The sequence below is a fragment of the Aliikangiella litoralis genome, assembly GCF_052495765.1.
Window position 1 is genome coordinate 3,141,424 of sequence record NZ_CP199292.1, and the last position, 13,347, is coordinate 3,154,770.

Consider the following 13,347-nt stretch of genomic DNA (forward strand, 5'->3'; position numbering starts at 1 on the left):
ACAGAGTAGATTAAACATTTCCCATTTTAGATGAATTAATATTGTTGTAATTGATCATGTTTTAATATTCAACTCTAACCCATAATGTTCTTTTTATTGTGAAAAAGCGGATCGCCCATACGACAAACATTTTTACCTTCAAATTTCACATCAAAAGAGTACATCATATATTCGCATTCGCCTTTGATTTTGCTGCTAATAACCCCTTTAGCAACCCCTGCTTCATCGCCAGTACTAGTTGAGTATTTTGCCCCTTTAACCATTGGCATTTTTTTATCGGTTTTTACAGATTTAGGTCCTTTAGTAGTGTCAGATGATTTTCCTATATTAGGATAAGGAATAGGCACTGGTCCACCAGGTGTTGGGGTTTTGCAAACGTCAGGAAAAACCGGACTCATTCCTCCGCTTCCTTTATGGGCTATACCGCGTGTATTAGCAAATGTTGTTTGGGCCATATTTTTTCTCCAACGATTTCAAGCTTTATTTTTCACTTGAATCCTTTTATAAAACTGTTGTTATTAACACTTTCTGCTTGCTTAAAAATTAATATTAACGTGATAATTTTATTTCAATTTCATCAATATTAAGTGTTTTCTTATCACAAGCGAATTCTGCTTTCCAAACCATTGAAAGCTGTTTTTTATTGGGTTCTAAAATTAAGGTCTCAAGGTTCATGGGTGGTGTGTGAGACTGTTCACCTAATTTTACTTTACATAATAACTTTACTTCTGGAACGCTGGCTTTTATTTCACCTTCTGGATGCATGTTTTTGATACTAATGGGTTCACCACCTTGTAAATATCCCGGGTAAATCAAGTCTGGGTGAGCAGCATTTAAAAAACGCTTATCAAAATCGGCCGGTAAATAAGGGGCTCTTTTTTGCTGCCAAACACTATCATAGGTACCCGCATATTGCCGTCTTGGCAACCAGTCAGGTGAGCAAAAACCAAAGCCTGCTGGTTGTTGTTTATCACCTAAAGATTGAAGCAGCTGACCAGGATCTTCAATATTAGGAAGGGGCTGTTCATTCATTTCTTGTTTTGAGCGTTTCCCCACAAAACCACAACCTACAGGGTTTTGTTCTTCGGCTAAATAATTTTCTTGATCAATTTGATGCAAACCACCAAAAGCTTTTTCATACAATATAGGCATTGTTGTAAATGGTTTAGGCTGACTGATACTGCCGTTGTGCCAATGTCTATCGCCAATAACTCTAACACGCTTATTCACTTGACCAACGGTTAGCTGTACATCAAGCTGCTGTACAGGTTGTGTATTTAAAGCACAGGCCTCTCCAAGCATAATAATATCGGTTGCCGGTTTGCCTGTATGAAAATCTGAAGCGACACGAATACTCGATTGACCTGGTTCTCCGTAGTATTCATCTTCAATTTGAGGTGGTAATTGCTCATCAGCGAGCACCAAAGAATCAGCAAGTATAAAACTGGCCTTTACCATGGTATAGAGTGTATCAATGCCTTGATCGTTAGGAAAAATCGCAATTTCTGTTGCAAAGGGTGTTGCATTTTTTAACTGTAGCATATTGGTTTCAGCTGTTGGTTTAATTAACCTGAACTGAGCCTCCCATAATGCGGTTAACGCCAGTAGAGCGGTTTAACAAGTATTTACCTCGAATCAAAATTTTACCTGCTTTAGTTAAGGTAATGCTCGAATCGCCACATTTTAGCACTATTTCTTCCTTTCCTTCTAACACGACTCGATTGCCATCAATAGAGGCTTCATTATTATCGACTTGACTGTCTTCACTTACGCTCAAATCCTGTTTGGTTTTTGTTGGGGTAGTTTCTGAAACAGAATCGTCATGCTCTTCAACAAATTCAACATTAGATAATATCTCTAATAAAGGGCTATGGATAACCCCCATAATAACAGGCTTAGTTAAATCACCATTGGCAAATAATAAGGCTAACTGGCGTCCTTTATGCTCGTGAGTAATGGCCACAGTAGACATAGCAGCTATACCCGCATTACTGTGACTTGCACCAGTATAGGTAATTAATGGCTCCCCAGAATCATTAAAGCCAAGTAATTCTCCAATTATTATTTCACCTGGTGCAACCGGGGTTACATCCTGAGCAGCTTGTTCTTCTAGCAAAACTTCTTGCTCAGGCCATGCATCACTTTGTTCACTCATAATATTTTATTTTTCGACCTAGTTAGTTGAAACCTTACTACCTTTAATGGTGATGTTACCAGAACCTTTGATATTAATCTTTTTGCCACTGATGGTTATGTCGCCATTTTTTTTCATCACAATTTGAGCCGATCCTGTTTTTAAGGTAATTTGATCATCGGCTTGCATGGTAATACTTTTGGCTTGTAAACCATACTCTTTAGTGACCGCTTCGGTATATTTTCCATTGACCGTTTCTTCAAGATTTTTAGTCACACTAATGGTCATATTTTTACCAATTGACTCTGTGTGATTTTCTCCAATACTGATATCGATGTTCTTGCCAATCGTTTCTTTTTGATTTTCCCCAACACTAATGGTCGCATTTTTACCGATGCTTTCATCGTGGTTTTTACCAACATTAATGCTTTTATTATCACCAATAGTTTCTGATTGATTTTTTCCTACAGTTTTATTTCTGTCGTTATCAATAAAAGAGTTTTCATCATGTTTAACTTTTTTAGTTCGATCATTATCGACGGTCAAAGTTTCATCATTTTCAATTTGGGTGTCCATATTTTTTTCAGCATGGACATAAATTTGTTCGCTTCCCTTTTTATCTTCAAAGCGCAACTCATTATAGTTCTCTGCTGTGCCACCTTTAGTAGAGCGAGTTTTTATACCACTTTGTGTTTTAGATGGATAAGTGATCTTATTTTTGCCGTTGTAAACACTTCCCATAATGAGCGGTCTATCAGGATCACCATCGAGGAAGTTAACAATAACTTCATGCCCTATTCTTGGTATGAAAGAACTTCCCCAGCCATTCCCTGCCCAACTTTGAGCTACCCGGATCCAGCATGAGCTATTTTCATCCATTTTGCCTTCTCTGTCCCAGATGAATTGAACCTTTACTCGGCCATATTCATCGATATAAATTTCTTCACCACTTGGACCTACCACGACTGCTGATTGAGGACCTTTCATAACCGGTCTGTGGTGCTCTTGAAGTGGTCTAAAGTGAACATCTGATGGAATACAGGTAAAAGAGTTATGATAACCAGCATCATTTTCGCCGCCGGTAATGTAGGTATCATCAACAACACTATGGCGAATACTGATTATAATGTATTCTCCCTTTTCATTTTTATGGCTGTGTCTTTTCACTGCAAATCGACCGCCAGCATAAAAACTGCTGCAATCACTTGAGGCTTTAACAATATCTCGGTTTGTTTCTTCTGCATCTAAGCGAATTTTAACAAGCTCACTTCCTGAGCCAAAGTCATAAAGTCCAGGGTATTCATAGTGTTCAAAATTTTTGTTTTTTGTAAACTTACTGGTTGTTTTTTCGATGGCTAATAATGCATTATTAGGTTCTTTAAAATTATAATCATTTAAGCTCCATTGCCCTTTTCGAAACTCATGGATATGCTCCCAGCTACGTATTTGAGCATTGGAATTAGTTCCTTTTGAATAATCTAAATCTGTTTCTGAACAAATTTCATAGGCATTCTTTTGATCGACCAAATGCAAGGTATGTTTGCCATCTTCGTGTTTAAAGTAATAAGCAATGCCTTCTTCTTCTAACAAGCGTGAAACAAACTCAAAGTCACTTTCATTATGTTGAATGCAATATTCTCTTTTTTTACCGCCAGCAGCTTTAAATGTAAAATCACTAAAACCTAAATCATTAAAAATTTGAGTAATTATTTCTTTGCTGTTTTTTTCCTGAAAAATTCGGTGATTATTGGTTTTTTGTAAAAACCATAGCCAGGGAACCATGATCATCTTGTAACGTCTCAGGTTATGACCTTCAACCTCTCCTTGCCAAAACTGATAGATATGGCCATTAAACTTACGCTTTTCGTCATTTTGAATCGTAACAGTGCCTGTTTTTCCTACAATATCATCGGGAGAAATATCATGATTTTCAGAAAGTACTTCGATGTTGAAAGCAAACATTTTAGAAATATGCTCGTCACCCTGAAAACTTGTGAGTAAAAATGTATCTTTCCCTAAGGAAAAATCTGTTATTGAGATTAAATGGTTATCTTGAGTGAATTGACTCATAACGTCCTCTATATCTGGCTAATATCATCATATCAGCAGCTATCCATTGTTACCTGTATCAACTATTTTCAATGTCTATCATGTTTTATACAAGTAAACTGTTGATTTTAGCTAGCATTGCTAATTTTTAATGTGTTTGGAACTGTTTCTATCAATTGTTCCAATAATATCCTTATAACACCATAGTTTAACTACTAAGACATGATGTTATCCCCATTTTCTTTGCAAAACAATACTCAAAAATGGTTATTTGTGAGCCTATTCAACAATTTTTTAGGGACTAAAAGCGAATAAAAGTATAAAATTTGAAGTCGTTAAAGTATTGTTGAAACAATTATAGAGTTTTATTATTGTAATGTGATAAAACGATTGTTTATTATTTTTAGAATAAATAATAGTAACACTGTAAAATAAATCAGTTGTTCAAAGGAAAAGGAAAGATTGCTTTGAAAATTTTATTAATAGATGACCATGATATGTTTCGCGATGGTATTTCTATGTTGCTAAGTCGCGAGTACCCTGATATCCAAATTTTGCAAGCTAAAGATCTCTCTGAGGCACTTGAACATCTGGAAAAGCATAGCGACTTTTCGATGGTATTGTTAGACCTGCATCTGCAAGATTCTTCTCCCCATGAAAATATCAAAAGTATTATTAGCCGTTACCCTAAGGCCCCTGTCAGCATTATTTCTGGCGAAGAGCGACCTGAGTTCATACGCAATATTATGGAGTACAAAATAAACGCTTATATTCCTAAAACCATTGGTAATGATGAGTTTGTTCGAGCGATTAAAAAAGTTTTAAGCGGCAAAAGCTATTTACCACCTATGGTAGAAGAAGAAATTAGACGCTATGAAGAAGATGGTAGCCCACTAATAAACAAACTTACTCAGCGACAAATACAAGTATTGGCATTATTAGCTGAAGGTGTTAGCAATCAGCAAATAGCTGAAAAATTAAATATTTCGGGCAACACTATTACGGTTCATGTGAAAAGTATTTTAAAAACATTGAATGCAGCCAATAGAACCGAAGCGGGTTTTCTCGCCAGAAAATATGGAATAATCTAATAATGCTCCCCCGCCATTAAATAGTGTCATGAAAGTGAAGAACGCTATTTTTCATTGGCTAATAGAACCTTGACTTTTTTCTTTAATTTAGCTGTATCGGTTGGTTTATGTAGAAAAGCCAAACCTGAACGATTAATATGATTTAAACTTTCTTCACCAGTATCTCCTGTAAGTATTATGGCTGGTATAGAGAGTCCGCATTGTTGGCAAATTTTTTCGGTTAAATCGACACCGGTTTGGTGATTCGGCAGTCGATAATCAATGACGAGTAATTCAGGCACTATTTCTTCAATAAGAATTAAGTCCATTGCTTCATTATAAGAACTAGCCGTTAAAACCTGACAGTCCCACTTGAAAAATAAACGGCTAATACTATCTAGAACCACATCATCATCATCCACTAGCATCACTATTTTATCTTTTAATATCGTATCGCTAATTAATGCATCGGTATGGGTAATATCAGCTTCTTGAGGCTGGGTTCCAATAGGTAATGTAAATGAAAAACAACTGCCTTTACCTACTTCTGACTGAACTTCTATTGATGTATCTAACAGTTTCGCCAGACGATTAACAGCATATAACCCCAAACCAAAACCTTTATTTCTGTCTCTTTCTGGATTTTTTACTTGGAAAAACTCATCAAATATTTTATGGATATGATCTTTAGAAATACCAATACCGCTATCAGAAACTTCCAAAAGTAACTGATTATTTTTCATTTGGCATGAAGCTCTGATGGAACCTTTATTGGTATAGCGCAAAGCGTTTTCTAGTAAATTACGCATGATCCTTTCAACACTGACAATATCACTATAAGCAAAATAATTGGCGGTCATAAATTCAATAGTTATATTTTTATCCATTGCTCTCATTTCATAATCATTCTTTAATTTTTCAAACAATGTATGAATTGAAAAGTTAGATTTTACAATATCAACCAGATTAGCATTTAACTTAGAAATATTGAGTAACTGATTGAGTAAACCTTCAAGTGCCTGGTAAGCTTTTAACGTTTTATCAAATAATGCTTTTTTATGTGGCTCTCGTAGAAATTCAGATAGTAATACCACATAAAACCCCAAAGCTTGTAATGGCTGGCGCAAATCGTGACTGGCGGCTGCTAAAAAGCGAGACTTACTTTCGTTAGCTTCTTTTACTTTTTCGTTCTGTTCGTATAGCTCATATTGCAGTCGAATACGTTCAAATTCTCTGCGATAAAACCATTTTGCGCACCCTAACATTAAACCTAAGTAGCCTAATAATACAAAGGCAAGATAGTGGTTAACTTGGCCATTTGATAGCATTAAAACACCAATTATGGGTAACATTAAAGAAACAGCAAAAACATAAAAACATTTATCATAATGAACAAATATTGGGAAGTAACTAGATACAGCTATGACTGCGGCTACCAAAATATAAGCTTGATAGTTATCTTGCACCGTCATATAAAACACGGTACTGGCAATTCCCCAAGAAAGCCCATTCAGTAAACAGTTGAATATAATTAAAAATTGCCAGTATTTAATTGTATTGGGGAGTTGTTCGACATGTTTTTTAAAGTACAAAGATAAAACGCCATTAACAATACAAATAAAAAGTATTGATGCTAGCCAGATCCAAAGATAGTTTTTAGGCACAACATTAATTAGACCAATGCAAATAATCAGTACTAATAAAAAACTACCTACAGCGGTTGCTGGTAATATAGTGAAAAGCGCTTTTAACCTTTTAACTTCGATCTTAGTCGTTAAAATTTCTTCAGTCACAATAAGTTTGCTTAATTCTAGGAGTTTGTTTGTTTATTGATTGTAATACTATGCTACGCGTATAGCCATAGTGAAGGAAGGAAAAGCTTTGTATAATAAAAAACCCGACGATAATAATATCATCGGGTTTAACTTTTAATCTTACCTGTAAATTAACTAGGTTAAATTATAGTTTTGTACCTTTTTCAACATCGTAGCCAGCACGTTGTTGGCTTCCACCACCTAATGTAGCATCAGTGTTGCTGTAAGATACTAATATTTTTGAGAAGCTTAAAGTGAAATGTTCTACTGGAGTATCATCACCATTAGCAGAGATTGAGTAGCTGCTTACCAAAGTATTTTCAATTTCAATTTTTTGGTATTCTTCAATTTTGTCTGCACCAGTACGAACAAAAACGATTTCACAAGTTTCACCTGCATCACCACTTACAGCTTCTTTGAAAAGCGCGATTACAGAAGAGTCTGCTTCTTTAGAACATGAAATTTCAGTGATTGAAGGACGAGTTGCTTCACGATTTGACATATCACCTGCAGTCATTGAAATACCACGAGACATACCAATGTTGCAAGAAGTTAGAACGATATAATCTTTATATCCATCTGCTGAACAATCACCTTTTACTTTACCACTATTCCACTTTAGATATATAGCCATTTTATTTCTCCAATTTTACGTTTAAATTTGATAGTTCAACCATTGAACTAATAATAATCTTGTCTACGCTTCTTCGAAGCCTGTTTTAGATGCTGTTACTCTTAACCGCGTCTACGGTATGTAATATAGCAATCAGCAGAACTTAAATATATAACCAATTTTGGGTATTTTTGAGTTTTTTTCAAAAAAATCATTATCCCTAATCGGTTTGTGACGAATTTAAACGCCACGTCCTTTAACCATTACTTTATCTAGTGCTTTTTGACAGTATTCATTAACCACACGTGATAAGCGCATAAATATCTCTCGGATAAATGCCGTTGTTAAATCGGCTTTTTCCACCACTTTTTTAAGGCCGAGAAAATCCATAATTTTACGAATAAGATAAACAACCCATTGAGATATTGCTTTAGAAAGATCTAAGCCTTTATTTAAAATATAAGCCATCTGATCCATTAAGGTTAAACTACTTGATATAGTCATGCCTAATCCAATTACAGCCCCTTTAAGACACTTCTTAAGCACATAAACCAAGGCATCATTCAACCACTCTAGTGAAGCCATTGTGACACCAACAACGCCGCCCTTCTTCAACCATTTTTCAACACTTGAATCGGTTTTGGGTGGGCGTAAATTAGTAAGCTGAGACCAGTTTTTACCCTTTACCGAAGCGACGTATTTATCCATACCATGATATTCTGCCATGGGGATGCTGCCGGGAGATGGTAAGTAGTAGTCTTGACCTGCATTAGGTGTATGAATAAAAGGCCAAAAAGGTATGCAAGGAACAATATCAGTTTTGTGGTAGGCACGAAAAATACGATTAGTCCCTACTTGTTTAGTACATTTATCGGCAAAACCATGTAAACCAACTCTAGGGCTGCCAAAAGTATAAAGATACGGCTTATATTTTGTTGAAGCTCTAAGCCATTCAGCACAAATAGTCGCTAGGGCTCCGCCTAAGCTATGGCCAATACAGTGTACTGTATGAACATCCTTTAAACTGCCAACAAAATCTTTTAATTGAGACAGCATGCTTTTAAAAGATTGGTTAAAACCGTCATGAACTGGTTGACTATAACTTGAACGAGATGTGCCTATATTAGCATTAGTTAGCCAATCTGCTAGGTATTGTGTGCCTCTAAACAGCATAATTGCCTGCCCTTTTAATGGACCTTTACCTATTAAGGTAAAACCAAAAGCTGTTTTTGATTTTATAACACCTGGTCCACCAGTTTTACCTTTCAATAACTGCTGATTACCAAATACAAAAATATCACCATATACATGGTTTAGTCGGGTATAAGCATCTTTTAAATTTTTTTCTTTAGTTAAAGCGTAAACATCTTCTGCTAATCTGGCAGATAAGTTTGGTTTTAATTCTTTCATGATTAGAAAAACTCCTCTTTTGGATCAGGTTCAACATCCCATTTACAGCGACTAAATATTCCTACTCTATCGATCATAATTAGTCCCCGCTCACTATTTAACTCACATTCAACATTTAAAGGCTTGCCACGTGACTCTGTATTTTCTTCAGGACTACGTTTAACAGAAGACCAAATCTCATACTTTTTCTCTTGGTAGGAAACTTCAATAAGCTGACTCGCTACAAATTCCTGAGGTAGGTATTTACCAATAGTCCTGGTATACACAGCAGGCATTTCAAAATACCCTTTGTCATCAGTCGTTGTTTGATCAGTAATGTCTTTGGATAAGTTAACTGTTCTAACAACTTTTGCATTAACAGCTGGTTTTCCATCCAACATAACTACGCCAGAAATTTTGGAGAAAAGACAAACTTTTCCCGCATCCAAAATGGACATTGCAACGCCTCCTAGTGAAAAGCCGATTAACAATAAAATAAGAATTACACGATAGTTTTTTGCTTTAGTCATTTTTATTAACCTCACCTAAAATCTTATCGTTTAATATTACCTTAGGACCTATTAATTGATTACAGCTAATGATTAACAAAGTATTTTGTCTAACAAAACAAAATTAAAAACAACCATATTCTACTTGTTCAGTTATTAAACTTACTGAGTAAAATGCTGCGGCTTTGTAATTGATTACAAAAACTTTGTTACTATTACTTATATTACTTAATGATAATATGGTTAAACTATTTTCCTCATATCTCAATGACGAGTTTTAGCCACAATAATCGCTAGCTATTAAAGATCAATACATCCTAGACTGGAGTGCATAATATACTGCTGAAATGTAGTTAATGATATAACCCAAATTGAGTATTTTTAATTTAAACTACCACACTTAGCTTTATAATAATTCATTAAGTCAGTGTGGTAGCTATTACAGCTCTTATATGAGTTTAACTAGTGATTAAATGCCGCCGGGGAGTCCGCTGGAACAAAAAAGAAACTACCAGCTTCGTGTCCAGCCCCTTTGATAGCTTTAAATTCAGGTACTTGTTTAACCCCTAAAGCTTTAGCTGCATTAGTCACAGAGTCTTTAATGGTTAAAAATAACTCAGAACCAGATATTATTTTGGTATTATTTTCTAACTTATCGAGTAGTGAACGAGCAAATACTGAATGACCTTCTTTTTCTAGACTATCAAGAACTGGGTGATCACCACCAGATGTAAATAACAAGCGAGATTTTTTAGGTAATACATATTCTAAATAGGCTTCGCTATAGTTTTTATTAGCACCTGCAAAAATAAAACCAGGTGCAGAAGATAATAATCCAGCATAACAGGAGTCAGCCATAACAAGTACTCGCTTAGCTTTAATACGAGAAAGATGTCTTGTAATTGATTCGTTAGATACCCAGCGAGCATCATTAGGTGGGCGATCGGCATTAACAGGCAACCAATAACCACTTTCCCAGTCACCCGTTTTAATTCTGCTACCATGACCAGCATAAAAGATTAGCAAATTATCATCTTCGGTTAAAATATTGTTTAATTGGTTGAGCGCTTGCATAATTTGCAAGTTACTCACGTTTGAAAGTAGTTCAACATTAAAGCCATAGCGTTCTTTTAAAATACGTGCGGCTCTTGTTGCATCATTTATTGGTGAATCAAGATCTTCCATATTTTCATAATCCTGGTTACCAATAACTAACGCATAATATTTACCATATTTATTTTTATTAAGCGCTGTATTTGCTTGTTGTTCACTAAATAGCTCTTCCGCATTAAGTGCACTGGGCTCACGAAATTTTGGTAATGCTGCAATTTTTTGTACGCTTTCATTTTTTTCTGTTTCTAATGTTTTAACCCAATTTCTCAGCTGTTCTAGTTCCTCTTCAACTTCAGAATTGGTACTTGAGCTAGCAACTTGTTTTTGTAACTCTTTAATTTGTTTATCTAAAATTTTAATTTTTCCTGTTTTTGCTCTAATTTCCTTATCCATTGAAGCTCTTAGCTCTTTCACTTGCTCATTGGCTGCCGATTGAAAAACAACGGAATCTTCTTCCATTCCCCAAGCCTTTCGATACCAATTTAATGACTCCATTTTATCTTTTGGTACACCTAACCCTTGTTCATAAAGCGTTCCTAAATTAAATTGCGCTCTAGAATTACCTTGTTTCGCTGCTTTTAAATACCAAAAAGCAGCTACTTTATGGTTTGGTTCTCCATTTAAACCTCTTTCATAGATTTCACCAACATTAACCTGCGCTTCTGCATCACCAGCTTCGGCAGCGGGGATCCAAACTTTAAGTGCGGTTTTATAATTAGCCCTATCAAATTCAACGTATTCACCGCCACGCACACGACAATCTGCCGCCGTTGTTTTAGTTGGCCTGCGTTGGCTTAAAAAACGAGTTGAACCAAGACGTTTAACCTGTGCAGGCAATAAGCAGTCAACAACTTCTAAATCAGCAACTGAAAGCTTTTTCTCTAATGAACTTTGTGAAACAACAGTCGGATTATTTTTACAACTTGTGAAAGCTAGTAAGCAAGTCAAGAAAAGTGCATATACTCTTAAATTTCTTCTGAACACGGTATGCATTCCCCCTATAATATTATTGAATAAAACCTATTCGGTATAATTTACTCCGAAATGAGTATTTATTATATACCCCGAATTAAGTATTTTAAGCTTAGTCTGCCAATCTTTGTCTACTATTCTCTGTTTAGACCTATTTTTTAATTCTGGCCTTATATTCAAGTAGTAATTGATTATCTGCTAAAGAACGATATTTGAGTAGCTCATTTATTTGACTAAGTTTAACTTCGTTTGTTAATTCAGGTGAGCTTTCTCCGAGGTTTATTAGGATTTTTTCCACAGCACTATTGAGCGCCTCATTAGTTCTGCTATGTTGAGGCAGTATTCCATGAGCCTGTTCGAATTGAGCCAAAGCATTGTTCCAATCATTGAAACCCAGTAATATCGTACCTTGTTTGATAAACTCATTATAAGCCTGTTGTTGCTTAGGCGCTAGCTCATCGTAAAGATGGTCCATATTCTGTTCTCTAGGAATTAATAATGAGATAGCAAATATAATAGATACGGTAATTAAACCAATGGATAACTGGCGAACATGTCTGCCTTTACCAGTAAAAAGATCAAAAAACTCGGTTCCATTTTTTAGTCGATTTTTTCTTTCATAAAATAATGCCTTATTAATAGCTTTCCATTGATAGCTTTTTAATTTTGGAATTTTTTTATAAGTTAAACCTTTATTAAAAGCAGCATCAGCAGACTCTCTGTTGAATGGATGTTCCCCAGTTAATAGCTCATAAGCAATAATACCCAATGCATAAATGTCATCTGACGGTACAACAGATTCATCATTAAACATTTCTAAACTTGCATAAGCAGGAGTAAGACCAGAAATTTCTGAGTCATCATGCTGCACCGAGTCTAGATCAGTAATGATTTTCGCGATGCCAAAATCAATGATTTTGACTTCACCATCATCAGTATAAAAAACATTGTCAGGTTTTAAGTCGGCATGGACAATATTTTTTTTATGTGCATATGCTAAACCTTCACTAATCGCTTGTATAATTTGAATAGCCATTTCTTGCGGTAATCCCTGACCATAATCTTTGATTAGTTGATTAAGTGGCTTTCCTTTTAACTCTTCCATTGTGAGATAGACTAGGTCTCCATCTCTATCAAAGTCATAAACTTTAATGACATTAGGATGTGAAAGAATTTGGCTTTTTTTGGCTTCTCTCTGTAAAGAAATAAACGCCTGGGGATGTTCTTTAAATTCATTACTTAAAATTTTAATGGCAATATAAGGCTCAGTATCGTGCGTTTCTTGTTTACGCAAATCAAGCGCTCTAAAAACAGCCCCCATACCGCCTACACCCAGTGATCTTTTTATAACGAAACGATTATTAATTATTTTTTCTGTTGGTTGTGAAGCAGTATCAACAGGATGACTATATTGGTTTTCATCAATAGGCAAATGATTATTAAATACTAAATCATCATCAAGCTTTGACGGTTTTCTATTTTTTCGTTGAGGTGCTATTCTTGTTTTATCGTTCTTTTTTAGAACTGTTTTTTCTGTATTAGATGATGGTGTTGATATATTCGGTTGTGAAGGTGTTCGAGCTCGCTCATCGAATTTATTAGCGATTCTAGTTTTATCGTCAGCGATGTTCTCTGTGTCTGTATCTTTATTTTTCATCATATTTGTCCAACGAATAAAACCATC

Annotated in this window: 11 protein-coding genes; 1 reads left to right on the plus strand and 10 read right to left on the minus strand. The window is 35.3% G+C overall.

Annotated features, from left to right (window positions below):
• Positions 1–74: 74 nt before the first annotated feature.
• From ACT5E3_RS12895 to ACT5E3_RS12910, 4 genes are all read right to left on the minus strand, one after another.
• Positions 75–455, minus strand: a complete 381-nt coding sequence (locus tag ACT5E3_RS12895; RefSeq protein ID WP_444993949.1) for a DUF4150 domain-containing protein — start codon at positions 453–455, stop codon at positions 75–77.
• Between the two features lie 94 nt (positions 456–549).
• Positions 550–1,542, minus strand: a complete 993-nt coding sequence (locus ACT5E3_RS12900; protein WP_444993950.1) for a DUF2169 family type VI secretion system accessory protein — start codon at positions 1,540–1,542, stop codon at positions 550–552.
• 19 nt (positions 1,543–1,561) lie between these two features.
• Positions 1,562–2,155 carry a DUF6484 domain-containing protein gene (locus ACT5E3_RS12905; protein ID WP_444993951.1) on the minus strand — a complete coding sequence of 198 codons (594 nt, stop codon included), beginning with the start codon at positions 2,153–2,155 and terminating at the stop codon, positions 1,562–1,564.
• Positions 2,156–2,173: 18 nt separating this feature from the next.
• Positions 2,174–4,204: a type VI secretion system Vgr family protein gene (locus ACT5E3_RS12910; RefSeq protein WP_444993952.1), complete on the minus strand. Its 2,031-nt coding sequence runs from the start codon at positions 4,202–4,204 to the stop codon at positions 2,174–2,176.
• Positions 4,205–4,650: 446 nt separating this feature from the next.
• On the opposite strand from ACT5E3_RS12910, the gene ACT5E3_RS12915 reads away from it, so the two are divergent.
• Positions 4,651–5,274 (plus strand): LuxR C-terminal-related transcriptional regulator, encoded by a 624-nt coding sequence (locus ACT5E3_RS12915; RefSeq protein WP_444993953.1) that lies wholly within the window; start codon positions 4,651–4,653, stop codon positions 5,272–5,274.
• Between the two features lie 44 nt (positions 5,275–5,318).
• On the opposite strand, the gene ACT5E3_RS12920 is transcribed toward ACT5E3_RS12915, so the two are convergent.
• The 6 genes from ACT5E3_RS12920 to ACT5E3_RS12945 form a co-directional block, all read right to left on the minus strand.
• Positions 5,319–7,046, minus strand: coding sequence for an ATP-binding response regulator (locus ACT5E3_RS12920; protein WP_444993954.1), 1,728 nt, complete (start codon positions 7,044–7,046; stop codon positions 5,319–5,321).
• Between the two features lie 166 nt (positions 7,047–7,212).
• Positions 7,213–7,701, minus strand: coding sequence for an Hcp family type VI secretion system effector (locus ACT5E3_RS12925; RefSeq protein ID WP_444993955.1), 489 nt, complete (start codon positions 7,699–7,701; stop codon positions 7,213–7,215).
• A 219-nt stretch (positions 7,702–7,920) separates the two neighbouring features.
• Positions 7,921–9,090 carry a lipase family protein gene (locus ACT5E3_RS12930; protein WP_444993956.1) on the minus strand — a complete coding sequence of 390 codons (1,170 nt, stop codon included), beginning with the start codon at positions 9,088–9,090 and terminating at the stop codon, positions 7,921–7,923.
• Between the two features lie 2 nt (positions 9,091–9,092).
• Positions 9,093–9,599 (minus strand): DUF6795 domain-containing protein, encoded by a 507-nt coding sequence (locus ACT5E3_RS12935; RefSeq protein WP_444993957.1) that lies wholly within the window; start codon positions 9,597–9,599, stop codon positions 9,093–9,095.
• A gap of 441 nt (positions 9,600–10,040) precedes the next feature.
• Complete coding sequence (locus ACT5E3_RS12940; RefSeq protein ID WP_444993958.1) at positions 10,041–11,675, minus strand: caspase family protein; 1,635 nt, start codon at positions 11,673–11,675, stop codon at positions 10,041–10,043.
• Between the two features lie 139 nt (positions 11,676–11,814).
• The gene (locus ACT5E3_RS12945) at positions 11,815–13,323 is read right to left on the minus strand and encodes a serine/threonine-protein kinase (protein WP_444993959.1); all 1,509 of its coding nucleotides are present in this window, start codon (positions 13,321–13,323) and stop codon (positions 11,815–11,817) included.
• Positions 13,324–13,347 lie beyond the last annotated feature (24 nt).

Excerpts from the sequence above, each read along its gene's own strand:
- ACT5E3_RS12895 (WP_444993949.1), bottom strand. The coding sequence starts at position 455 with ATGGCCCAAACAACATTTGCTAATACACGCGGTATAGCCCATAAAGGA.
- ACT5E3_RS12900 (WP_444993950.1), bottom strand. The coding sequence starts at position 1,542 with ATGCTACAGTTAAAAAATGCAACACCCTTTGCAACAGAAATTGCGATT.
- ACT5E3_RS12905 (WP_444993951.1), bottom strand. The coding sequence starts at position 2,155 with ATGAGTGAACAAAGTGATGCATGGCCTGAGCAAGAAGTTTTGCTAGAA.
- ACT5E3_RS12910 (WP_444993952.1), bottom strand. The coding sequence starts at position 4,204 with ATGAGTCAATTCACTCAAGATAACCATTTAATCTCAATAACAGATTTT.
- ACT5E3_RS12925 (WP_444993955.1), bottom strand. The coding sequence starts at position 7,701 with ATGGCTATATATCTAAAGTGGAATAGTGGTAAAGTAAAAGGTGATTGT.
- ACT5E3_RS12930 (WP_444993956.1), bottom strand. The coding sequence starts at position 9,090 with ATGAAAGAATTAAAACCAAACTTATCTGCCAGATTAGCAGAAGATGTT.
- ACT5E3_RS12935 (WP_444993957.1), bottom strand. The coding sequence starts at position 9,599 with ATGACTAAAGCAAAAAACTATCGTGTAATTCTTATTTTATTGTTAATC.
- ACT5E3_RS12945 (WP_444993959.1), bottom strand. The coding sequence starts at position 13,323 with ATGATGAAAAATAAAGATACAGACACAGAGAACATCGCTGACGATAAA.